This window comes from Candidatus Hydrogenedentota bacterium (genome assembly GCA_035416745.1).
GTDB lineage: Bacteria > Hydrogenedentota > Hydrogenedentia > Hydrogenedentales > SLHB01 > UBA2224.
On sequence record DAOLNV010000030.1, the window covers coordinates 21,792 to 47,313 of the forward strand.

At 61.8% G+C, this 25,522-nt stretch carries 10 protein-coding genes and 3 pseudogenes; 4 read left to right on the forward strand and 9 right to left on the reverse strand.

The window, feature by feature from the left end:
• Positions 1–127 precede the first annotated feature (127 nt).
• The gene (locus PLJ71_11095) at positions 128–3,127 is read left to right on the forward strand and encodes an NPCBM/NEW2 domain-containing protein (protein HQM49224.1); all 3,000 of its coding nucleotides are present in this window, start codon (positions 128–130) and stop codon (positions 3,125–3,127) included.
• A 134-nt stretch (positions 3,128–3,261) separates the two neighbouring features.
• Here PLJ71_11095 and PLJ71_11100 read toward each other — a convergent pair.
• From PLJ71_11100 to PLJ71_11125, 6 genes and pseudogenes are all read right to left on the reverse strand, one after another.
• Positions 3,262–3,640, reverse strand: a pseudogene (locus tag PLJ71_11100) (GxxExxY protein).
• Between the two features lie 210 nt (positions 3,641–3,850).
• Positions 3,851–4,906 (reverse strand): Tat pathway signal protein, encoded by a 1,056-nt coding sequence (locus PLJ71_11105; GenBank protein ID HQM49225.1) that lies wholly within the window; start codon positions 4,904–4,906, stop codon positions 3,851–3,853.
• Positions 4,907–5,005: 99 nt separating this feature from the next.
• Positions 5,006–7,648: a hypothetical protein gene (locus PLJ71_11110; protein ID HQM49226.1), complete on the reverse strand. Its 2,643-nt coding sequence runs from the start codon at positions 7,646–7,648 to the stop codon at positions 5,006–5,008.
• 284 nt (positions 7,649–7,932) lie between these two features.
• Positions 7,933–9,204 carry a lactonase family protein gene (locus PLJ71_11115; protein HQM49227.1) on the reverse strand — a complete coding sequence of 424 codons (1,272 nt, stop codon included), beginning with the start codon at positions 9,202–9,204 and terminating at the stop codon, positions 7,933–7,935.
• Positions 9,205–9,355: 151 nt separating this feature from the next.
• Complete coding sequence (locus PLJ71_11120) at positions 9,356–12,937, reverse strand: glycosyl hydrolase (GenBank protein HQM49228.1); 3,582 nt, start codon at positions 12,935–12,937, stop codon at positions 9,356–9,358.
• A 437-nt stretch (positions 12,938–13,374) separates the two neighbouring features.
• Positions 13,375–13,648 (reverse strand): annotated as a pseudogene (locus PLJ71_11125) (GxxExxY protein).
• A 261-nt stretch (positions 13,649–13,909) separates the two neighbouring features.
• Between PLJ71_11125 and PLJ71_11130 the strand changes: the two are divergent.
• Positions 13,910–16,105 carry a hypothetical protein gene (locus PLJ71_11130; GenBank protein HQM49229.1) on the forward strand — a complete coding sequence of 732 codons (2,196 nt, stop codon included), beginning with the start codon at positions 13,910–13,912 and terminating at the stop codon, positions 16,103–16,105.
• A gap of 212 nt (positions 16,106–16,317) precedes the next feature.
• On the opposite strand, the gene PLJ71_11135 is transcribed toward PLJ71_11130, so the two are convergent.
• Positions 16,318–18,534, reverse strand: coding sequence for a hypothetical protein (locus PLJ71_11135; protein ID HQM49230.1), 2,217 nt, complete (start codon positions 18,532–18,534; stop codon positions 16,318–16,320).
• A gap of 169 nt (positions 18,535–18,703) precedes the next feature.
• Entirely contained in the window at positions 18,704–20,884 is a 2,181-nt protein-coding gene (locus PLJ71_11140) for an alpha-galactosidase (protein ID HQM49231.1), read from the reverse strand.
• Between the two features lie 223 nt (positions 20,885–21,107).
• Between PLJ71_11140 and PLJ71_11145 the strand changes: the two are divergent.
• Positions 21,108–21,254 (forward strand): annotated as a pseudogene (locus PLJ71_11145) (hypothetical protein).
• A gap of 152 nt (positions 21,255–21,406) precedes the next feature.
• Complete coding sequence (locus PLJ71_11150; GenBank protein HQM49232.1) at positions 21,407–23,983, forward strand: glycosyl hydrolase; 2,577 nt, start codon at positions 21,407–21,409, stop codon at positions 23,981–23,983.
• Between the two features lie 149 nt (positions 23,984–24,132).
• Here PLJ71_11150 and PLJ71_11155 read toward each other — a convergent pair.
• The coding region (locus PLJ71_11155; protein ID HQM49233.1) for a hypothetical protein at positions 24,133–25,522 on the reverse strand (1,390 nt) is incomplete at its 5' end.

Below are 25,522 nucleotides of genomic sequence, written 5' to 3' on the forward strand. Positions count from 1 at the left end.
GTGACAGTTGGCAGCATTCTGCTTTTGACCCCGCACCGCGGGCTGCCGCCTCGGATCATTCTTCTCTCTGCAACCATCTCAAGTATAATGCGGAAGAGGCTTCTTGCCAGTCCGTGGAGGCGATGTCATGTCACTGAACCATTCGGTTGGCTCTTTGTCTTTTCTTACGCTTGGCGTGCTGTCCGCGTTGTCCACTCCAGCCCACGCGCAGACCGGCCCTATTTACTTGTCTGGCGCCGGAGAAGTTCGGGCCATTTTTGAACGCTCGCCCAACGGCTATCTCTGGACGGCCTACGAGGACACGACCTCGGGGACACGGTGGACCATCGGCGGGCCCCGGTTCAGCCTGCAGACGCCCGACGGAAGACGGACCGACCTTGCCGGCGCGACATCCATCGCCCTCGAACGAAATGACGCGGGCGGCGTTGCGCAAGTGGTCCTCGACGCAGCCTTTCCGAATCCTCTCGTCCAAGTGCGGCAGACCTATTCGTTCTGTGCTGACGGCCGCACCCTGCGAATTCAGACTGCCCTCCGCGCGACGGACATGCCGGTTACGAGCCAACGCGCCGGATTGCTCGAAGTGAAGGTTGAGGGCCAGCCATTCCAGCTCACAGGTCCGTCGCACGTATCCTGCCCTGTCTTCGGGGACGGGCTCTTCGCCGGAATCGAGCATCCGTCCGCGTGGTGTCAGGCAGACGGCGACACGCTGTACCTGGCGCAGCATTCGTACGTGGAAGCCAAGGCTGAATGGGTAAACCTGCCGCCGGCCGTGTTTGGCGCGGCTTCCACCGAAGATCTGGCCGTTTACGGACAGAAGGAGGGTCTTCGCCGCTCATTTCTGCGGTACTTGGACACGGTCCGGGTGAAACCGGCCGACATGCACGTCCATTACAACGACTGGTGGACCGCGCCGGTGCCTTCTTCCGAGGAATTCGTGCTGGGCAACATCGCGGCGCTCAAACGGGACCTCTTCGACGACACAGGCTTTTTCTTTGATTCCTACGCCATGGACATGGGCTGGTCCGACCCGCAGTCGGTCTGGCAGATTGACGCGAAGCGTTTCCCGGACGGTTTCTCCAAGATCCGCGAGGCGCTTGCCGCGGTTCACGCCCGCCCCGGGCTCTGGGTTTCGCCCAGCAGCCTCTATCCTCCCGCGCTCGACAACAACTGGCTGCAGTCCGCCGGCTATGAGGTCACCCCGCACAAAGTCCTGGGCCTCAACGCGTGCTTGACCGTCGGCGGCAAGTACCAGAGCGCGTTCAAGGAGGCTGTCTTGAAGCACGCCGAATCCGTCAACCTGGCCCATGTCAAGTTCGACGGGTTCGTCCCCCAGTGCGAAGTCGAGAGTCATGGACATCATCCTGGGCCGGAGTCGTGGCTGCCCATCGCGGAGGGTCTGATGGACGTGTTCGACGCCCTCCGTGCCCGCGACCCGAATATCGCCTTGGAGCCGACCTGTTTCGGATACCGTCCCAGCCCGTGGTGGCTCATGCACGTTCCGTTTATCATCGGCCCGTTCGGCGACGACAGCCCGGGCGGCCGGTGCCCCTGTCCCGAATGGATCGAGTCGATGACCACTGCCCGCGATATCGAGAACCTTACGGGCCGCGACGCTTTTCTTATGCCCAGTTCCGCGTTGCAGTGTTTCGACATCATCGTGCAATGTCCGGGCCCGTTTCAGAACCATGCCGTAATGGCCATTGGCCGCGGGCGCTGGTTCATCTCGTGCTACATCAACCCGAAGTTCATGGAACGCGACGAGTGGCAGTTTTTCGCGCAGCTCATCGCCTGGGCCCGGCACAACCGCGAGTTCCTCCAGGAACCGATGCCCATCGGCGGCGACCCGGCTAAGCGTGAGCCGTACGGGTATGCCTTTCTCGGCCCCGAGCGCCGGCTTCTCTGCCTGCGCAACCCCTGGATTGAAGAGGCATCGTTCGCGCTGCCTGAGACGTTGCGGAACGCGCCCCTCTCGCCCATGACCGAATTCCGCATGCTGTACCCGCGCCGGGAAGTCCTCTCCCGCATCCCAAAGGGCGCCCCGTTGCCGGATGTGCATCTCGGACCCTACGAAACCGTGTTCGTGGAACAAGTCCCCAAAGACGGGCAATCCGAGCGTTTGAGCGGCCGCACCTCTCCAGAACCGCAAGTCGAGATGCAACTCGCACAGCCGACCGCCGTAGAGCGGCTCGTGTTTGAAGACGAGCCTGCCGCCTACGGGCCTTCCTGGACCTCTCCGGACGGGGATGCGAAAGAGGTGTTCTCGTTCCAGGCCTCGGGCACCCTCACTCTGACGGGCATCGCCTCCGCCGAATTGTGTGTGCTTTGCGAAGGCCCGCCCGAGGTAGCGCTGACCACTTGTTCCGTAAGTCTGGACGGCGCCGCCACGCCCGTCAGCGTCTCCGCTTCCGCGGGCGCTTTCTCGGCGGCGGGAAAGCCCGCGAACGAGGACTGGGCCTGGTTCACCGCGCCTGTGCCCGAAGGACAACACACGCTCGCCGTGCGCTTGAATCTCACGGCGCCGGTATCCACCGTTGCCCTGTATGTCCGCGGGGCCGCCCTGGCGGAGGCTTCCGAGCCTCCCTTCGACTCCGGCGCCGCCTTCCCCCTGTACCGGCCTGAGCAGAGAACGTGGTCCCGCACACTCATCGCCCCGGCGGCCTGCAATGCCGATACCGCCGCCGTGAAGCGGAGCCCACGGCAGATCACCAGGATTGACGGCGTCTATCTCGACACGTTGAAATGGTCCGAAGCGACGGCTGGCTGGGGCGAAGTCCGCCTGAACCGCAGCGTCATGGACAAACCCATGACCATCGCCGGGCGCCGCTACTTTCGCGGCATCGGCACCCACGCCAACAGCAGGATCGACTACGATATCCCCACCGGCTTCGGCGCGTTCGCGGCGACCATCGGCTACGACCAGGAGGTCCGAGGCGGCTCCGTCGTTTTCGTTGTGAATGGCGACGATAAGGAACTGTTCCGCAGCCCTGTCGTCAAGCACGGCACCGGCCCCATCGAGGTCCGCGTGGCGTTGGACGGCGTATCCAAGCTTACCCTGCTCACCGAAGACGCTGGTGACGGCATCGCCGCCGACCACGCCGACTGGGCCGACGCCCGCCTCTTGAAGTAGCGCACGAAGACCGGAACCATCCAAGGGAGCGCAACGGGGGCTGCGCTGGCGTTGCGGTCCGGCCGTGTGGTCCTCGGTGGTTGAGACCGCTGTCCATCGCCCAAATCGGCGGATAACACGACCATTGGGGAAACTCACACAGAGGCACAAAGGACGCGGAGGATATGGAGCGTTCGCCGAAGCGAAATCTGCTCAATGTCTCCGCTTATGATGCGGGAAATGCCGTCCCTCATCAAAGCGTCGCCGAAGTTCAGTAGATGGCCGAGTCGGATACCCATCAACCGCGGATAGGTCAACACCTGCTTACGGTGCGCGTTTGTGACCTTCTCCACGGATTTGAGTTCCACAAGAACGTGTATCCTCCACGATGAGGTCTGCACGAAACCCTTCGTCGAACCGGAGCCCGCGAAGCTCGATGGGGATGGGAACTTGCCGTGCCGCGCGCAGACCCCGGGCCTCCAAATCGCGTGCAAGAACCGCTTCGTACACTGTTTCCAACGGCCCGGGACCCATCTCCCGATGAAGCGCCACCGCGCAAGCCACAATGATGCTTCCTATCTCATTCTGTTTCGGAGGATTCGATCTTCGTGTTCCCTGTGTCTCCGTGTGAGTTCATTCCTGTCTTTATGGAGACAATAAGATCCATCCAGCGAGGGCTTTCTTATCCGGATTGGGGCCACCAGGCATCCCTGGCCCACAGCCACCTCGAAGAGCAAGGATGTCTCAGGTCCCAAGCCCTTCGAAGTATTTGCGGGCGCGGCCCAGTTGTTCGAGCGCTTCGAAATGCTGTTTGCGGAACCTTTCCAGCGTGGCGTGCCAGGGAGTCTGGAGGAATCCTTTAAGATGCTCGGGCGCGATGTGTTTTGCGCAAAACGCGACCGTGTTCTCGAAGTTTTTGGGCGATGACCAGTTACTGCCCGTCGGCACCTGGTCGTAGCCCATTTTCTCGAGCTCCATATACGCTTTCACGGCGCCGGCGGTCGAGTCCTCTTTCACTTCTTCGGCGTAGTACCAAGGGCTTTGCAGCACGGATTTCGGCATCTTTGCGGTGAATTCCTCGGGCTTGTACCAGTAACAATCCGACCAGATCCACGGCCGCGAACCGCCCTTTTCCACTTCCTTGAAGTAGAAGTCCAGGTCGTGCCACCAGAGATCGAACTGGCGGACAACCGCGTACTCGTAGAACCTCTGGTTCTCGATCGTTTCTTCGTCCATTCCCAAATGGAAAAGGCGCGGCGTGTCAAACAGGGCGATCGCCTCCGCGATAAGGTCGCGTACCACCGCGTAGTATTCGTCCGTCGAGACCTTCCGTGCATACGGTCCCAGCCACGTGTCATGGCACGTCGAGAAGTTCATCTTTGGAAAGGGTTCCATGCCGAGCGCGCGGAGATTGGCCAGTTCTTCACGAAGGCGGTCGGTGCTCCACGCGTCCTTTACCGCAATTTCCGGGTGGCTCTTGTATTGGACGCCGTCGCCCAGGTCAACGACGACGGCGTTCACGCCCTCGGCCTTCATTTTGGCCACGAGGTCCTTCCAGAAAGCGTCTTCAAACCGCAGCACGGGCTTCGCGCATGCGAACTCGCCCATCTCCGGCGAGTCGCGGTCGGCCCACATGTTGAGGCCCAGATGCATCAGGTAAGCCCAGATTACCTTGTCTTTCACCTCGCTGCCCATTTTGGATTCCTCCTTCGCCGCCTGCGCCTGCGCCCACGCAAAAGACGGAACCGTTCCCGCCAGGCCCAGCGCCGCAAAATGCTTCAGAAAACGCTCCCGTGTCATGCCACGACTCCCTCGGTTCATTTGTGGATCCTCCGTGCGCCTGCCAAGGCGCGTTAACGCCGGCCGCCCTGCTCCCTCGTTATCGACATATCCAAGCCGCTATGGGTTGGATTCTTCCAGAAATTCAGCGGACAAGCGTCCCTGGAACGGACCAAACACGCCTTCGCCCCAGCGGACGTGCTCTATCGAAAAACCGTCCATGGAGTCGGGGGGCAAGGAGGCCGAACCCAACTTCCGGCCATCCTGTATCACGGTCATGCTGCCGGGCGTGATCCGGAATTCAAAATCAATGGGCGCACCCGTCCACACAATGGGCACGGACAAATGACCGGGCAGGTAGAGCCTATACGCTTCGCCATACTCCTGGGCGCGCCCTCGGTCCAAGAACTCCAGCCGGTTTTCGTAAGTGGCGCCGTTCTTGTTCGAGGTGGAAGCCAGCAAACCTTCCCGGAACGGAACGAGCGACGGTACGCGCTGGCCCCACAAATTGTTGACCTTCTCGCCGAGTAGGGTCATCTCCTTTTCGTAAGGAGCGAGCACCTCCGGCTCAATCGGGGGCTCGTCGAACAGGCGCCCGGCAAACTCCCAGGCCGATTCCGTGTCTTGAAGGCGCCACACCTCGCCCCAAGGCCAAACGCCCGCAAACAGGTCACCCCGGTAGAGGGTAAGCGTCTGCGCTTCCCGCGCACTGGCAGAGGCGCCTTCCGGCCGCGGCGGCCAACCATCCAGCCGTTTCATCTCATTGCCAACCATCTCGAACAACTCTCCCGAGGGGTATTGTCCCATGAACAGGCGGTTCCGGTAGTTGATCATGGCGTAGAGCTGGAAACTCGTCTTCGGATCGGCAGTCCGAAGGGTCGACCATTGTCCGTCACGAAACCGGTATAGCCCGCCGTTGTTTGACCCCACGAGGACATCGTTGTTCTGTTGTCCGTAAGAATACGGAAACTCCCCGGGGGCGGTGAGTGGGAGGATCACGGCCTGCTCGAGCACGGGTTCGGGCTGCGCTTCAATATCCCACGGGCAGGCATGAATCGCGGTGCGGCGTTCGGGCGAATTCGCCTGAGCGACGTGGAAGAACAGCCGCCCCTGAGCATAGTAGTACAATCCGGCGGCGCCGTGGGCGGAGTCAAACCGGAATGCGTCCCGTCCATCGACCGTAACACGGTTCGGATAGCATTCCAGGCGGTGGCTCCCGACGAGGAATCCGGGGGGCTGCGGAGGGTCGGTGGCCGTCCAGATGCCCGCGCCCTCGTCCCATCGCAGGACGGGCGTTTTTCCGGAACGATCGGTCGCGTACACCACGCCGCCCACGTCGAACACGTAATGATGGCAACTGCCGGACGGCCTGGGGAAGGAAGTCACCTGAACCGTGTTGCAGCCACGCGGCGGTTTGACATAGAAATGCAGCGTGTGCCGGTTGGCGCGATAATAGGAGTTGTACGCGCCCAGGAATCCAGCCCCGGCAGCCGAGTTTCCGTCCGGGGACGCCGCCTCAAACAAGGACCCAAAGTTCTGGCCGACATCCTTGCCAAGATCAACGGTCAGCCGGACCGTCCATCCAGGCGTCTCGGCCGCCATGGGCACGGCATCGCGAAGGTAGCCGCCCTGAATCACATCAGGAAGGAACTTCTCCAATCCCGCCCAGGCGAAGACCGCCACACCGGGACACCCCGCTTTCTCCGCAAGCGAACGGTAGTCCGCAATCTCTGCCGCGGACTCGAGCGCGCCATGGCTCGTATGAATCCCCAGCGCGAAGGATAACGACGCGTCCACCCCGGTTTGACGCACCAGTTCGACGGAGTCGCGAACGCGTTTTTCGAAAACGTTGAGATACTCCTCTCCGCAATTCCTGCGGTAACAGTAGCCGGACACATTGACCATATCGATGTACCGATTCCGCACCCAGTCCGGCCAGCGTTGTGAAACGGGGTGATTGAACGGCACGTGAGGTCCCCATGTGTACAGGGCAATCCGAATGTCCGGCTGCTGTTCTCGAAGCGCCTGGCTGATCTCTCTGGCCAGCGTGCTGAGCGACTCCTCTTTGAAGCGTTGCAGGCGCTCCTTCCGGGCGGCATCCGTCTCACCAGCGGGTGCGGCGGCATCAAAGGCCGCGGCGCTCGCAGGATCAAGCTGTACCTCTTCGTTGGGATACCGAAGGTAATCGAGCAGCACGCCGCTGGGCCGGATATGGCCAACCATTTCCCGCATCATGCCGACCACCCACGCGCGGGCGTCGGCGTGCGACGGCGATATCCAGCCCATAGGTTCACCGGACGGTTTGCGGAGCGCCCACTCCAGATGTTCCTCCAGGATTCCCTCCGGGGCGTTATGGCCCGAAACGAGCACGCATACCGCGGGCATCACATGAAACCCGCGAGCCTGCGCTTCACGCGCAAAAAGGCCCAGGGTATCTCCGTCCGCCGCGCCGGTGGGCCGCAGAAAATGGCTCGGATAGTAGGCGCGGCCCCCCGAGGTGTTCCCATACGGAAGCAACGTGGTGAATCCGCAAGCGCCGGCATAGTCCAGAACCTCCGCAATCCGGTTCAGACGCTGTTCCGCCGTGATTCGCCCGTCATCGAAAGGCGCCGGATGCAGATACACGGCCCGTAACGGCTCCAACGGGGCTGCCGCGGCTGCAACGCCCAAAAGCAGTCCCACCACCGCAAACAGAAGAATAGTTGCCGTTACTGTCTCACAGGATCTCTTCTCGGACGCGGACGACTGGGTCTTGTGCATCATGGTCGCTCCCAATCCAATTCCCTCCCATAGGCTTTTCTCTCGCCCTGGCTGTTCGCGGTGCTGTTTGGCAATGTTCTGCATTCTCGCCGTGGTGCGGCGCAGCACGCATCTTATCGAAATTGCGGGCATCACGGCCAATACAGGCTCCGCCCACGTACAGCAAGTGGCGAAAACCCTGACTATCGCACGTCCCTGGCCGGCAACAAGGACGAGTATTTGGGAAGCACGGGAACCGGAGGCGTTTCTGATTGTGCGACAAACGTCCCATTCCGCAACACGTGACTTCAACTCACCTTGGCAACATCAAGGAAGATGATGATTGAAGGATTGCCGACGGGGCAGTAATGACCCGTGAATGTGAGGCTGCCGGTTTCACGATTCACCTGGAAGACGGCAACGTTGTCGGCACGCTGATTGCAGCAAAAGAGGAAATTGCCAGTGGGATCGAAGTTGAAACTGCGCGGATAGTTCCCTCGCGACCATTCTTCCTCTATGAACGCCAGTTCGCCGTTCTGCCCAATGGAAAAGATCCCGATGCTGTCGTGCAGCCGGTTGCCCGCATAGACAAACCGCCCGTCGGCCGAAACCAGGATCTCGGAGCAGAAATTGCTCCCCGCAAACCCGGGCGGCAAGGTGGAGACTGTCTGCCGCGATGCCAACCGCCCCGTTGCGGCATCGTAGTCAAACAACACGATTGTCGAGCCTTCTTCCTGAATAGAGTAGAACCAACGGCCGTTGGGATGAAAATGGAAATGCCGCGGCCCGTCCCCCGGCGCCAGAGAGACCGCCGGCGGTTCATTCGGAGTCAACACGCCCGTGTTCTCGTCGAACTTCCAGACAAAGATTCGATCCAATCCCAAGTCAACATGCAGCACGAAACGCCCCGAGGGATCAGCCTGAATCATGTGCGCGTGAGTCCGATCATGTCCGCTGAACGCAAAGCTGCCCGGCGGAGCGTTCGCCGCTTTGGTCGGGCCAATCGGCCCGTCATCGTTCTTGACATCTACGGCTTCGCTCAAACGGCCATCGGGCAGAATCGGCAGCACTGCCACGGACCCGCCGAAATAATTGGCCACGAGAAGGAAACGTCCGGAAGGATGGATGCTTACATACGTGGGACCGGCGCCGCCCGAGGAAACGGTATTGAGCATTTCCAGCCGCCCGTCCGCCGGATTGACCGCAAAGGCGCTGACCGTGCCTTCCTTGCTGTCACCCACCCGAGCCGTCTCATTGGCGGAATACAGCCGGTTTCCGGCGGCATTCAGAACGAGACAGCTGGGGCTTGTGCCCATCTCATACACGCTGGCTGGCGTCATTGCCCCGGTGGCGCGATTCACCCGGAAAAGATGTATGCCGCGGCCATTGCCGGGCGGCAGGTCCACCTGCGTTGGCAACACATCGCGGAGCGGAGAACTGAACGTGCCGACATAGGCAATAAGTGGTTTACTGGCTTCGTTCGATTGCGCTTTGGGCGAACTCGTGATGAGCGGGGTTGTTCCCGCAAGGGCGACCCCGGTTCGCAGAAAAGAACGCCGGGAACAGCCGTGCAACGTCATGGCAAGAAACAGTCCTTATGGCCGATCAGATGGGAAGGTGCGCAAATACCGACAACGTTCCCAATTGTGATGCTGAACATCCTTGACCGGTATTTGACCCAAATTCACGGTCGAATTTCAACCGTGCGGCAATCCGGCCCTTGCTCCCGCCTCACTGCTTGACCGGCACGACCTGCGTTGGCTGCAGCACCACGGGTCCGAGCAAGCCGGAGGGCTGAAGCGGCGCGTCCTTTGTCCACAGGCGCCATGTGGTGAAGGTGTAGCGCCCCGCGGGGCTGGGCGCACCTTCGTTAAGCCATCGAGGCCACTCTTGGAGCGAGCCCTCGGGATCACGTCCGCTGTCTTCGGGAAGCTGCTCGTCGCCAATGAGGCGGTTCACCCAGAGGTTGGCCACTTTCAGTTCGAGCGCGTTCTCACCGGGTTGTGCGGCGTCCGTGATGTCCACGCGGTACGGAGGCTTCCATGCGGTGCCGAGGTCCTTGCCGTTCAGGGTAACCTGAGCCATCACCTGGACGTTGCCCAAATCGAGGTACAGACGCCGATCATTTCCGAGCATCTCGGCGGGTATGTTGACGGTCCTGGTGTACGTCGCCACGCCCGAGAAGTACTTCACGCCGGGATCGCCGTGGTCGCTCCACGAGATAAGCTTGTCGAGCGCCACGTGGTCAGGCGCGCCCCAATCTGCCGGAAACTGGACTTGCCAGGGGCCTGTCACCTCGAAGGGAGGCGGTACGGACGCCGCTTCTGCTATCCACGCTTTCCCGGAGGCCGTCTTCAACTCGTACCGGCCGGGCTGCCAGGCGTCGAGCTGGAGTTGGCCATCCGGGCCGCAACGGATGCCAGCCACCTGGCCGGGAGGCGTGGCTGGCGGCACGAGTGTGATGGTATCCGGGTCGGAGCCGGAGGCCGTCAGGCGCTGCCCGGCGGCGGCGTACTCGACGACGAGCGTCTTCACGACGTTCACGGCGGGGTCGTCGCCCTCCGCCATTCGGGAGACCTCGAACGAGGATTCTCCTGTATCCACAAGGTGTTGGAGCTTCGCCTTGACGTCGCGCGTGCGGTTGGGGTCGCCCGGGACGCCATATGTCGCTTTCTCGATGACGATTTTTGGGGTTTCGCCAGTCAGATGGACGGTGTCATTGTCGTTTCCGGTGGCCGTGAACGTTTGGCCGCCGGCGGAATACTCGACGACGAGGGTCTTCTGGACGTTCGGGGCGGGATCGCCGTTTGCTGCCAGTTGCGAAACCAAAAACGTAAAGTCGCCCCTGTCCACGCGTTGTTGCACCTCGGCGAGCACGTCGCGCGTACGCCGCGGGCGGGATGACGTTACGCCAGGCGAAGCCTCGCTTCCCACGTCGTCCAGCACGCCGTAGACGGCCTTGTTTACGAGGATCTTGGGCGATGTGTCAGCCAGGGCGAGAATGGGCATGTTGTCGCGCGTCACGGATACGATGGGGTCCACGGGCGCATCGCTCTTGCGGAACACCACGAATACCGAGCCGCTCGGGCCCAGCCTCAACAGCAGACTCGTGGTCCCGTCTCTCTCGTCAAACAGTGCCGCCCGCTCGATACGGCCGCTGTCGGGCCACCATAACTCGGGGCGCTTGCCGGTAATGCGGAACGTGCACGTAGCCTGAACCTCATTCTGTTGCGGATTCGCGACAAAGTAGATGTCCACGCCCTCCATCACGCGATGGATGCGGCCCAACCGCGCTTGGCTCGTAAAGTCGCGGGGTACGCCCGCCTCCGCAAGCACGCGTTCCGGCGCGATGCCCCACACGACGCGGCCGCTGCCAAACCGGTGTTCTTTGCTCGATTTCCCGTCGCAATCGCCCCATATTTCATCGGCGAGTTGCCTCACTTCCACGTCGCATGCCGGATAATCCGTCAGACTCGGCGATTGCTGGGGTCGCGGCCCGATGACCGTCGCCCCGGCCTGGATCAATTCCTTGATCTTGCGCAGCAAGGCGGGTGTCATCGCTGGCGCGCCGGGCAGGACCAACACGCGATAGCTCATGCCGTCCGGCAGCACGAGGCGGCCGTCGCGCGCCGACATGCGCGTAAGCACGGCCTCGGCGCTGCAATTGTCGAAATCGTACCCCGTCGGTTTGTTAGCCAGGAAACTCTGCGGTGCGGCTTCGGGCTGCAGGAAGCAGATATCGGCAACAAAGAGGCCCTGGCGCAGCATGAATTGGCATCGCGCGAGATACGTGTGCCACGCCGGCGTCATGTCCCACCACGTCTGCGTGCGCTCGTAATGAACGCCCCAGGGCCCCATGGTCATGCCGGGCCGCCGGTCCAGCCAAGGCTGAAGCGCGTACCGATGAAACACAAACCGGTTGACTCCGTCGCAGAAGGCGCGGTCGCCGAGGGCCTTGATCGTGGCCGGATGCGCCAGCCACCTCTCGTGGTCATCCGCTGTAAATGATTCCGCACCAAGGATCGGCTTGCCATACGTATGCGCCGCGGAAGCCATCGCTTTCGGCGTCGGGAACCCGCCGCCGCCGACCCAGAACTCGCACATGGGTTCGTCGGCCCGGCCCGCATACGGCAGGTCGTCGCAAGGGCCGCCGTACGCCTCGATCGAGAGCCGCATCCCCTGTAGGCGGGCGAGTGTTTGAAGGTGCCCGGCATAATTCTCGACGACCATGTCCGAGATGGTCTGCCTCAAATCCCACAGGAACCGCTCCGAGACTTCGAGGCTCCCGACCACGCGCCCGGTCATCGCGGGGAGAAACGGCAAGGGGTCGTACCCGCGCCGCGTCTGGAACTCATCGCGCATCCGGGCTGTCCAGTTCTGCGCCCCGTTCTCCCAGCTGTCAATGTGAGTGGAGACCAGCACCTTGCTTGCCGCGGGGCCGGCGTCGGCGATGAGTTTGCCCATCATGCCGGCGAAGTTCGCCTCGATGCCCTCCTTGCTCAGCTTGTCGCATTCGAGGCCGCGGCCGCTTTCGGGCGAAGGGGCGTTCTGCACGCCCGTGCTCGTGTGGCCGAACCGCAGCACCGTCCATTTGCCGGGGGGCACGTCCCACACGAGATGCCCGCTCTTATCCATCGTGCCGCTCAGGTCGACAATGGCCGCGCGGTCGATCACCATCTCCGGCGGGAGACTGGTCTGCACAACCGCCGGCGGCACGAAGCCCGTCTGATAGCAAGCCTTGACCTGGATGTTTTCAATGCGGTAAGAGCCGGGCGTTGGGAACGCGAGCACCTCGATATCCCGATAGAAACCCGCGACCGTTTCCGGCTGCTGGAGCACACCGTCAAAATGTTGCGGCCCTTCGAGGTTTGTCTCGCTCCACACGACCTTCTGCATGGATTGTTCGGGCGTGATCCACGGCCCGCCGCTGCCGTTCCACCCCGCGTCGTTGTTCATGTTGATCTCGAGCCCGAGCCGTTGCGCCTCCGAGACTACGTGTTTGAACAGTGCCCGCCACGCGTCGCTCATGAACGGCACCGGCCCGGGCGGGATACCCTGGTCCACCTCCATGATCAGCACCCCGCCGATGCCCACGCGTTTCATCGCCTCTAAATCGGCCGTGATTCCGTCCTTCGTGATGTTCCCGTTCAGCCAAAACCAATACACCCAAGGCCGCGCCGATTCCGGCGGTTCAAGAAACACCTTCTCCAGGTTGTCCGCCCGGGCGTCCGCGCTGTTCACGACACCAATTACGGCGGCCATGATCAGCACCCCACATAGGAGATGGTCCGAGGCCAGTCGCAGCTTCAACATGTTCCGCTCCCTTCCCGCGTTCAAAACGATTCAAGAGCATCCGAGCATGAAAGCACTTCTTGGTAATCAGGATGCGCTATTCTAAGCCAAAGGCAGGAGCAGGCGCACAGGGCACCCTTCTATCATGTCCAAGCCTTTGCCCGAAGGCCACAGAATCCGATTCGCAGGCTGCAGCTTTGGCCTCTTGACGCTCCGCCGGTACACACAAAGCAAATCCCGCAATGCCAGGTTCTCCACTTGAAGCGCCGCGCGGGCTCTGCGGGTCGAGGCCAAGAAATCCGCGCATGGTTTGATGAGTCTGGCCACATCCTCTCCGATGACGCGTCCAATAACGGCATCGCGCGAAAGGAAAGGCGTAACAGGCGAAGACGGGACCCAACGAATTCAGCGGGCACGCATCCGCCCAAGTCGCCGGATAACACGACGATTGGGGAAACTCACACAGAGGCACAAAGGACGCGGAGGAAATGGAGCGCCCGCCGAAGCGAAATCTGCTCAATGTCTCCGTTTATGATGCGGGAAATGCCGTCCCTCATCAACGCCTCGCCGAAGTTCAGTAGATAGCCGAGTCTGATGCCCGTCAACCGCAGACTCGATGGGGATAGGAATTTGCCGTGCCACGCGCAGGCCCCGGGCCTCTAAATCGCGTGCAAGAACCGCTTCGTACACCGTGTCCAATAGCCCGGGACCCGTCTCTTGATGAAGCGCCATCGCGCAATCCACAATGATGCTTCCTATCTCATTCTGTTTCGGAGGATTCAATCTTCGTGTTCCCTGTGTCTCCGTGTGAGTTCGTTCTTGTCTTTATGGAGACAATACGATCCCATCCGCGAGGGCTTTCTTATCCGGCGATTGGGGTCATAGAACGAAGCGTTGATGGAATCGGCAGGGGCGGCTACAATGACTGGAAATGCGCCTGCGCCGGTCACAGGCAGGTCCAGAGGGGAAATCCCATTTGAAAGGAGTGCGAAAGTGTTGTGCATTTGTTCCTTGCTGGTATTCGCAGGGGGTCTGGCGGTTTCGGCCGTAGAGGCCTCCGCTCAGGCCTCCGCCGTCGATTTCTCGTACGCCTTCGCCACGCCTCATCGCATGGCCGTGGCCCTGCCCGACAGCAGCGATAAGACACTTCTGGACGCCGAACCCGGCAATCTCCGGATGGCGTGGACGTACGGCACGCTCCTGAATGCCCCGTTAATGGCGTACGACCCGCTCACGGCGCCGTGGAGCGTGAGGTTGCATCCGCAGATTGCGGAGCAGCCGCCCGCGGCCAGTGCGTGGAAACGTGTCGAGCAGATACTGCCCGCCCTCGAAAACGCATACACGGATCCGAAAGGCGCGATACGGCTCGAAGTCGTCGGTGGCGCGACCGCGGCGCTCGTCCGCATCACGATGACGAACACGAGTGATGACGCCAATACCTTCCGGCTGCTCTGCAAGTCCGAACGGGGCTTTTACGGCTACAATCCGGCCTATGTGGACCCGGGCCGTGATCGCGACTGTCTGCTGGCGGGCTGGGGCGACCGCGCCGACCGTGTATTGGTGTTGGCGATAGGGTCCGACGACTGCGCCATCCTCGACGCGACCACGCTGTGTCCCACGTGGCACGTGCCGGCGGGCCAGACGCGAACCGGGTGGCTCGTGCGTCCGTATCGAGGCTACGCGGCGGACCTGCCCGCGCTTCGCGGCGCCGACTGGGCGAAGGAAGCCGAAGCCGCGAAACAGGAATGGCGCACACTCCTGGGCCAGGCCGTGCGCGTACAGATTCCCGATCCCGGCGTCGTAGACGCGCTCTACGCCTGCCTGGGCGACCTGTTCATCATGCGCGAACCGGTCGCGCGCGGATATATCGCCGCGACACCCGGAACAGAAGGGTACCGCGCCCCCAACTCAGGCGAGGCCGCAATCGTGTCGGTGGCCCTGGATCAGTTTGGACTGCACAATCAGGCAATCAAGGGATACCAGATGTGTCTCGACCAGCAGGGAACCGACGGCGACTGGGCGGACCCGCAAGGCTGGTGTCACCTGATGTGGTGCATCTCCGGTTTCAAATCATGGGCCGCAATGGAGCATTACCTGCTAAGCGGCGACCGCGCCTTCCTGGAGTCCATCTACCCGCGCATGCTGGCCAGCTCGCGCCATAAGGAACAACAACGCGCGCGGACGCGCCTCCTGGTAGATGGACAACGCCCGCTCACCTATGGCTTGATGCCGCGCGGTATGGGCGATTGCGGACTCAAGGACGGCGACGACCTCTACGGGGTCTTCCTGCCACACAACATCTGGGCGGTGTACGCGGACCGCGTGACGCTCGAAGCCGCCGAAATCCTCGGCAAAACGGACGACCTGTCTGAGGTGAAATCCATCTACGAAACCGCGTTGGGCGACCTTTTGCAGGCGATGGACAAAGGCGCGATCTCCGAATCGGGCTTCCGCTGGATTCCCGGCGTGCCGGGCAAGACAAGCGGCAGCCGATGGGGCGCGCTCAATGCGTTGTTCCCGTGCAGACTCGTGCCGCCCGACCACGAACTCGTTTCCGGCACCATCGGCCGAATCGAGTCGGCCATGAGTCCCGGAGGCCTTCCGCTCAACACCGGCTGGCTCCCCGACGGCATGTGGGTGGCCATCGCGCTCGACAACCTGGCGGCGGCGCACCTGGTTCGCAACGAGGGCGATGCCGCCGCCGCTCTTCTGTACGCCACGTTGAATCACGCCACACCGCTCTACACCTGGTGCGAAGAACGGGGCCAGGAACCGGGTTCGACGACTGTTACCGGCGATCGCCAACACCTGTGGACGCCTGTCGCGGTAGTCCGCGCTATCCGTGATTTCATGGTGTTGGAAGACGGCGCTGAATTGCACCTCGCGCGCGGCCTGCACCGGGATTGGCTGAAGAGCGGGGCGCCTGTCGGCATTACCGATGCGCCGACGCACTTCGGCCACATCACCTACAGCATGCAATATGATGCGGCGGCCTCGCGCGTCATGGGCAAGGCCGTGTTTCCCCAGAACGCCGGCCTCAAAGCCGCCACGCTTCACGTGCGACTGCCCGAAGGACGTCGCGTCGTCTCCGCCAATCCCGAATCGAAAGCGATGGTCTTGCCCGACGGTTCCGGGGTCCGCTGGGACGCGCCGGCCGGCGAGATGCGACTTGCGTTGACTATCCAGTAGGTCAAATTTCAAGCCCGAGGGATTCGCGCCGGCTCTGGATGTTCCACGCGCGGCATTGGCGTCCTGTCCACCTGTCCATGTGGAGGAGGGACGTCCCTGCCCTTGTGCAGCGTGGTGTTTTCCCGGCTATTCAGGGCGTTTCCGCCGTGTGCGAGACGCCCGTGTCTCGCCCCTTCTCGCTGAAAACCGATTCGGCGTCAATCCTGGCCCCCTCATTGGGCAATGCTGATTTCGCGGACGCGGACTTGTTTGAGAACCACGGTGGCTCCGCCGGGGAACTGGAGACGCAGGGCGCTGATGGGTGAGCCGCCGGCGGCAATCGTGACGCGGTGGGTCGGGAACTCCACCCCGGGGTAGCCGGCGACGAACTCCATGTCCTGCCCGGCCTTGAACCCGCCGCCCGTTGCCCATGCCACCCGCGCGAGGTCGAACCGGTCGCACTTCGCCTCGAACTCGAGCATCACGGGGTGCTCCCCGGCTGCGATGTTCAAGCCCGCGAATTCGATCTGCGGCGGGTAGTTTCCCACGCGATCCGCTGGCAGACTCCAGAGCACTTTCTCGCTCACGGGACGTCCGGCTTCCAACTGGTCCACCACGGTCTTCAATGGCGCAAAAGCGCCTGCATAGTACCGTTCGAGCGCCTTGGTAAACTTGGCGCGGGTGGACGCGATCGCGGCCAGCGCCGACTTCTCGCCGTCCGCGTCGCCTGACTGCTTCGCCTGCACCGCGGCCAGCACCCGGCCCTGCAAATCGTCCCACATGGATTGGGGCAAGGGATCATCGAGCGTGGCTTCGAGCTCTTCGCGGCTGGCGCACTGGAGCAGGCCTTTCGCCCGCGCCTGGGCAACGATACTCCGCAACGCGTCCACCTTTACGGTGGCGAACGCCGTGCCGACAGGCCCTTCGGGGGGCCGTCCAACGTCCAGCCGCTCCTCATACATCGAGTAGTAGATGCGCACCTCGTCGTCAAGAAGCATCGCCGTGGAAGCGCCCACCCCCGTGTGTCCTTTCTGCCCATATTCCGTCCAGCTCACCACCGGATCGCTGTCGTGAAACGGCTCCGCCGTGTCGGGATCGTCCCATTTGACCCAATGGATACCGTCGAGCGAGAACGCATACCCGATGCGTTTCACGCCGCAGATGATTTCATTGTTGCTCGGTTGACCCGTGTAGAAGAGGTGATAGCTCGCGCCGGGTTTGCCCGCATACACGTGCGTGTCGGACTGTTCGTCATCGATTTTCACGACTCCCGCCGCGTAGATCCACCCGCCGTCCCACGTTCCCGGCTTGCCCTGTGTCAGAATCGGGTTCAGGCGGCATTTGCGCCAATGGAGGCCGTCAAGGCTCTCCGCGTAACCGAATTCATTCCGGTAACCCCGCTGCCCGCGCGTGATGCCGACGTGCCATAGCTTGAAGCGGTCCCCGTCCCAGATCATCGCGTGATCGCCCACCACCATCTCGTCCCAGTCGCCATTCGGCCCCATGTAGAAGACCGGGTTTGACGGTTCGGGCGTCCAGTGAACGCCGTCCGGCGAACGTTTCAGTCCCATGCCGTCGAAGGCCCCGTTGCGCCGGTTGCAGGTAGACCAGAAGGTGATCCAGTATTGGCCATCAAACTTGAGAACGTCGGGATCGCCGCACTGGTTGCCGGTGGGCCAATCGCCGGTATTGCCCTTGTTGACGACGGATTCCCTGCCCGCCGGCCAAGTCCACCATATCCCGTCCTCCGACTCGGTATACCGGCCCAGCAACGAATCCCACATCCGGAACTTGTCATCTTTAATCACTGCGGGCGAATAGATCGTCAGGTTCACGGGGTTCCCCGCATACGGTGTGACGGGCGACGCGGTGACGTTATGGAGTCCTTTGACGGAAACGTCGCTGAACGTGCCCGTCGCCGCGTTCGTGAAGAAACCTACCCGCCCGGCTGGCTGAATGGTAAAATCCTGCTCTTGCGCCAGCACCACAAACGCGCCGTCGATGTAGCAGTAGATCGTCCCGTGGTCGGTCGCCACGGTCATTTCATACGTCTTGCCGAGTTCCACCGGAAACGGCGCGACCGCAGGCGTGTGGAAATGGTCGCTCACCATCGTCTCGAAGGTCAGCCCGCGCGACTTCTCGATGTGCACCTCGCGGCTGCCCGCCCACAGGCCCACCGTGATGAACGTATCCGTCTGCTCATCACCCCGCACGATCAGCCGCACACCAGGCGACGCCGCCGTGGCGCCCATCGTATCCACCCGCACCTTCGCTTTGATGGCGCAATCCATCCAGCGCGGTCCCTTGATGAACGTTCGCGCATACGGCGCGGATGCGTCCGCCTGCACCAGCGCGCCGTTCTCGACTCGCCACTCGCCGGCCTTGGCTTCGAGGTTCGCGAATGCCTGCCCCGGCGACAGGGCTTCGTTGGCCCGCTCGACCGCAGCCACCTCGGCCGCATCCTGGCGCGCAACTTGCGCCACGGAAAGCAAGGAACACGAAATAGACAGAGTAAATAGGGGTAATAACCTCTTATTAAGCGAATGACGTTTCATTTTCGGGGGCTTCTTTCCAGATATCTCATGTTGAAGCTGCGCCTCGCATGTGCTCAATAGAAGGTCATTGTCCCTGCTTATTAGTGCTCTCGACCGCGTAGAAGATGATTCGAGAATCCCGGCGGTTCGGAATAACGATCTTGAACCCGTCTTCGCGAATCTCCCTACCGGAAACGGCCCAGGTTTCTCCGGAATCATAATCTTCAAACTTCCACTGTTCGGCCGGGTCAATCGTCAAGAGGTCAAACGTCATCGCACGAACGTCGCTCCCCGCGCGCCGCAGGGCGAGAATCATCCCCTCCCGTTCCGCAGGAAGATACAGGTGATACGCGGTCCACGCAGCCGGATTGCGCTGTTCGTGGGTTAAGGGGTAGTAATCGCCAAAAAAGTATTTCTTGCAGCGTTGTGCCTGAATGACATTCGCCTTGATCTGGAGCCATTCCGGCTCTGTCTTCGCGACCATTGCGTTCTCCATGCCCGGACTCAAGGCGCAGCGAGCTTCATACGTATCGAAAAGCGACCAGCCCCGAATCATGCTTCCCTGAATCGGGAGCCAATGGAGAATTCCGTAACTCTGATCCTGCGTCGACTCGGCGGTCGCTTCGGGAAAGCAGTTGTAATCGCTTCGCCAGAGAGGTTGTCCCCGCGCAATCGACTCCAGGTCGATGCGCCGTCCGCCGCTGGCACAATTGAGAATGGCCAGATGCGGGAACTCGCTGCGAAGCGCGTCCCAAAACGCGAAATGGCCTTCGATGAACCGCATCTCGTTCATCCCCCACCGGTCAGGCAGGGCGGCCGTTTCCAGATAGGGATTCGGGTCGATGTTGAAATCCTCTTCGTACCAGTCAATGTTGTAATCCCTGATCAGACCGCCAACGACACCGGTCGCCCACGTCAACGATTCGGGTTTGCCGAGATCGAGAAGAAGCGTTTGCCCGTCTTGGATCTTGCCGTCGGCATTTCCGGTCAGGAAATACTCGGGATGTTCGAGCGTGACCGGCCGGCCGTGAATGGCGCGGCACGGTTCGACCCAGACAAGAAACTTCATCCCCGCTGCATGAGCGGCGTCACTTGTCGGCTTGAGCGTTCCGTTGTGCCAGTTCGGATTCGGCCGCCAGTCTCCGGCCATAATTCCCCAGTCGCCCTCGAACACAGAGTACGACGGGACGACGCCCGTTCCGTACCAGCCCGCATCAAACCAATAGACGTCCAATGGAATCTCATACTCCTTGATCTTGTCGATGATTTCGAGGTGCTCTTTCGACGGAATCCCTCCCCAGACGACTCCGGAAATCGGCGGCTCGACCAATTTCCCACCGACGCGCGGCGAATAATGCTGAAGGACCAGTCTGCGAAACATATTCTGACCGTGCAGCATCTCCCCTTGCCAATAGAGGACCAGATTCAACGTCGAGCGGGCCGTCTCGCCGGGATGAAGGATCGAATCGAAGTTCTCGACCCCGGCCTGAATCGTCGATTTTCCGTTCCCTTGATGGTCAAAATAGGCGCGCCAAGCGCCGCTCCAGCCGAGTCCGGCGATCAAACCGTCGCCGCCGGTCTGATAATTGAAAAACGGCAACCATATGGCGCTCGAACGTCTGTCATTTGGAATGAGGTACGAGTGTGCCTGTGCCCAGGCGGCGTTTGAGGGTGTGTCCATCGCAATCCGGCGGCGCTTGTCCCACATTGAGTTGTGCATGACCTCGCTCATGAAGTGAAAATCGTCCTCGTGACCCGGCGAACCGACCGAACGGTGCAGAACCGGCATCGAACCGTCCGCTGCATCCCAACACGTATCGATTCCCCAGAAATCGTGAACCTTCGCGGAATCGGTTTGCCCGTCGTTTCGGACGCGGACAACCCATTGAAAGGCGGGGAAGTCCTGGAATTCGGTGAGTTCCATCTCGCAATAGAGCGGCGTCTGGGCGTCTCTCCAACTCAGAATATGCGTGCGCGTCCCGTCATTCCGCCAATCCCCCGACTCGATGTTCGCCGTTCCGATTGTGACCCATTCCCGGCTGCTTCGTTCGCCGCATCGGAACGAGAAGGGGAGATCGGCGGCGTAGCGCCCGGCGCTCGCGTCCCCTTGTTTGAGGAGAAACTGTTTCCATTGTGCCACGAACGCCGTCTCGCTGGCCGCTGGCTGTGACGAATACGGCTCGACGGGAATCTCTGCCCCGCTGGCGAACGCTGAGAACAACATTGTCGCGGGAAAGAACAGAAGCGAAAAGAATCGGGGTTTCATTGCCACTTCTCCGTTGATGATATTGCCGCCCGCCGGCAGCCGTTTTGGGGACGTCCTGGTTCCTGCATGTCTCACCACGCCCTTATGTAATCGGGCGTTTGTAAACCGATACAGCCGTCGTCCGGAGATTCTTCGAGCGCAGACTCTTTCATCCTAGCGAAGGGCAGCGGCAGATTCCAGGTGCGCCGCTGATCATCGTGATTCTTGGCCGCCATTTGTCTGGACCGCTTACTACTATCTGGATGTGCCGGTGATGGCGGAGACCGCCGCGGTTCTTGGAAAAAATGACGAGACGCGGCATTATGTGGAATTGGCCGGCAAGATCAAGGAAGCGTTCCATCGGAAACGGCTCGACCGCAAGCTGAGCTAGTATGGCGCGGGCAAGCCCTCACTCGGCAATACGCCCCAGCCGATCGCGGTTAAGAAGTAGTCGTTGCGATGGACGAGACGAGGCCGTAAACGGACGCCTCGGATTGGCGCGAGAACAGTGCTACGCATCTTGTCCCTCAAGGAGTTGCTGCCATGCACGCCAAACACTTTCCTGCGGCTCTTGTACTGCTTGCCGTGTTACCGCTGGCTGCGTCCTTCGCGGCCGAAGACGTCAAAGCCCCCGCCCCACCGGATTATGTACAGCCCAGGGAATTCTCCTGGAAGTCTCTCCGGGAGCCGGAGTGCCTGTTCTGGCCCACGGTCATCTGGTGGTGGAACGGGACGCTCGAACCCGCGGTGCTTCGCGCGCAACTCGCTGATATGAAAGCGCACGAGGTGCGTAATGCGTTGATATTTCCGCTGTCCAACGATCACCGGCCCAACGATTACCATATGGACCCCGACTACCTCACTCCCGAGTTCTTCGACCGCGTGCGAACCGCGGTAGACGAGGCCGCGCGGCTGGAGATGAATTGCTGGCTCTATGACGAGGGCGCCTGGCCGCCAGGACTGGTGCTGCGTCACAATCCACAGTACGCCACGCACCACGCTACGTGCCAGTTGGTGTACGGCGATGGGAATTGGACTCAAGTGCGCAACCCCTCCTCCTATGTGAGCGCCGATTTTCTGAGTCCCAAGACGACGGCGGCTTTCATCGCGACGACTCACCAGCCTTACGCTGAGCTGTTGGCGGCGCAATTCGGTTCGACCATCACGTTCATGTTCACGGACGAGCCCGCATACCAGTACGTCGACCTGGGCCGTTCGATCCCGTGGACCCCGGGCGGGGATGCCATTTTTCAAAGCCGGTTCGGCTACAGCCTGCTGGCCGACAACAAGCTCGATGCCTTTGCCGTCACCGACGCCGGTCAGTTGACCCCGGCGCAGAAAAAAGTGCGCGTGGACGTATTCGACTTCTTGTCGGGACAATTCCGCGACGCGTACTTCTTGCCCAAGCGCGATTGGTGCCGGCAACAGGGCATTGCTCATTGCGGACACCTCGGCGGAGAGGACGAATCGATCAGTCCGGTTATCCATGGCTACGGCAGCGCCCTGCGGCACCTTCGGGCGATGGACATGCCGGGTGTGGATGCCATCTGGCGTCAGATTTTCCCTGGCAAGCCGTGCGAAACGAACTTCCCGAAGTTCGCCTCATCCGCCGCCCATCAGAACGGTACGGCACTATCCTTCACCGAATCGTTCGCCGTCTATGGCAGCGGACTCACTCCGGCCCAGATGAAATGGGTGCTCGACTACCAGTTCGTTCGCGGCATAAACATATACCTTGGCAGCAACTATCCGGTCACCACGCGCGACAACGCGATGACGGGCGAGCGGCCGCGATTCTGTCCCGCCGAGCCAATGTGGGATTTCCTGCCGGACCTCCATCGCTACGTAGCCAGGTCGAGCTACATGCTGGCCTGCGGCCAACCGGCCATCGAGATCGGGCTCTACTATCCCGTGCGTGACATCTGGGCCAGCGGCGACGTGTCCGACCCGGCGGTATGCGGGTTCAACGCGCTCGCTCAAGCCTTGCTCGAGCGGCAGTGCGACTACGACCTGCTCGACGATGATGTGCTTTCCGATCCAGTGACGCAGGTCGCCGATGGCCTTTTGGCGATTGGACCCATGCGCTATCGGACAATCGTTGTCGGGCCGACCCAGTGGATGACAGAACCTGCCCGGCAACGGCTCGAGGAGTTCAAGACGGCCGGGGGGCAGGTGGTCCGCGCCGATGAGCTGGGCCAGATCGACGCAGCCGTGGCCGGGATCGCGCCGACGGTGCAGCTCGAGCCACCTTCCAGGGACGTTCGTGCGCTCGTCCGCCGCTGGCCCGGCGGCGGGGCAGCGTTTCTGTTCAATGAAGGCGAGAAGCCGTACGCCGGCAGCGTCTCTATGGCGCTCGACGGAGAGGCGTACGAGGTCGAGCCGGGAACGGGGGTGCTGCGAACGGTGGAGAGCAAGAAGGCAAAGGATGAGGGCGCCCCCAAGCCCAAACACGCTATTCATGCCATCGCGTTGCATCTTGTGGCGGGACAGTCAATGCTGCTGGTCTCGACTCCACAGGACGCGCCCGCTGACGTTGCGCCCCCACAGGCACCCGAGGCGGCCGAATCCCTCGAGCTGGCCGACGCGTGGACGGCCCGGGTAGACCAGCAGTATGTGGCGGGCGAACATGATTTCGAGCTCCATCCGGCCGGCAACCCGCAGTTCAAGCCGGTGGTGCTGGGCCCCTGGGCGCATACCCTGGGATTGAGCGAGGATTTCTCGGGCCATGTCACGTATCGGCGAACAGTGCGCGTGCCCGAGTCGATGCGTGCCGGGCGGCTGATGCTGGATCTAGGCGGATTGGAGTACGCGGCAAACGTCTCGATTGATGGCCGCGAGGCTGGCTGCGTGCTCTGGCCACCGTGGCGGATTGAGCTTCCACCGCTTGATGGCCGCACAGAGTTTGCGCTGGAGATCCAGGTGGCCAACACGTTGGCAAACGAGCTTACCTCGCAACGGGTGCAAGACAACTGGTCCCAGCGGAAAGGTCCCGGCTGGCCCAGTCCGTACCATGCACGGCAAGTCCAGTTCGAGATGGACTCCCGGGGCGGCGGATTGCTCGGCCCGGTGCAACTGCAACGGGCGGCCCCACAGAACGCTGAGCACGATGCAAAGCGCTGAATCGGAGGCGTAGACGGGCAGTCCCTGCGAAGCGGCAGGTGCGTTCACGCGCCATGACGGAATTACTGAGTTCGCCCTGCTCTTTATGCTCTCCGCAAAGAGCATGGTGCGAGCCCGCGGCCGGCATTCCCAGAATCCCCCCGCCGGAGCTAGTTTTCGGCAATCACCGTCTCCGGGGAAATGCCGTCAGAAGGAGCGATGCCTGGCCGGCGCGGCAACGCGAGCTGAATCAAGAGGATTGTGCCGAGCAGCAGCACTGCCGCCGTCTCAACGCTGATTCTCAACCCATAGCTATCGGAAATCATCCCGTATATCAGCGGAGCAACGCTCACCGGCAACGCCAGCAGCTGCGCATAAGCCAGATTGCGGCGGACCTGCGAGGCTGGCGAGCAGCATACAAGGTAGTTCGGGTAGTATACGCCGTAGAGTTCGCCGGCGCCCAAGATTCCAAAAGTCACCAGGTACCATTTTCCGGGCACCCAAAGCGCCCAAACCAAGCCTGTAAACGAGAGGAGCGTAGTCGCCGTAACACCGGCCCGCGGATGGGTCCGCACCAGCAACCATCCCAGCAACAGGCCAGCCACTGTTTTGAAGCCAAACTGCAGGGCGAACTGGTACCCGGCATACGCCTGCGGCTCTTCGCCGAGCACTTCTTTCGTGTAGAGAGCCACATTGGGCAGGATCATTGAGCTGCCGACCGTCACGAGCAGGAAAGCGATGGCGGCGAGCAGCAGCAGCCGATTCTTGAAAAAGCCGCCGAGGCCGCCGAATACGCCCGAGATGAGCTTTTGACGCGAGACTTCCGCATCAGGGAGCGGAACGGTGTAGCGTGTCGCCGAAAACGCGGGTATTGCCAGAATCAAAACGCTGACGCCAAACAGGACCAGATAATCCCGGGGGAAATTGAACCGGCCCACCACGAACGGACCCAGTTTCCCGTCGAGCACAAGTTGCGTGCCGAGCGAACTGACCACTGCCATCAGGGGCCCGACTCCGAAGGCAAGACTCAAGGCCAGCCCGCGCCGCTGTTCCGCTACGCCCCGGGCGAGGATCTCCCATTCAAAAACGCCGACCACCCCGCCCGCCCAGCCCGTTAAGATGGCGTGCGCGGCCAAAGCGGCCACCAGCCACCTCGACTCTGGCCGCAGAAGCCCCGCCGCCGCAATCAGTCCGCCGCCCGCCATCACGGCGTAGGAGGCGACCAGAACCGGCTTGAGCATCCGCACACGGCAGAAATACCAGGTAAACAGCACCAGAAACGGCGCTGTTGTCCACGCGTAGGCCGAAGCGGGCAGGTTAGCCACTGTGTCGGAGTGGCCCAGCCGGTTCAACAGAACGGCGTCCAGGTTCCCTATGTACACAACCGGCGCTGCCAGGTAGATCAGGCTCTTGTGGAGGGCGAACCGCACCAGGTTCCGGTTCTGGTGGCCCACGGCCAGCGGACAAGCCATGTCGGCAGACCTCCCGCCCATGGAAGTTTCAGACGCCATGTTTTCCGGGGAGACTTCCTCGGGCCCGCCGCGTGCGTCCATGCAACGT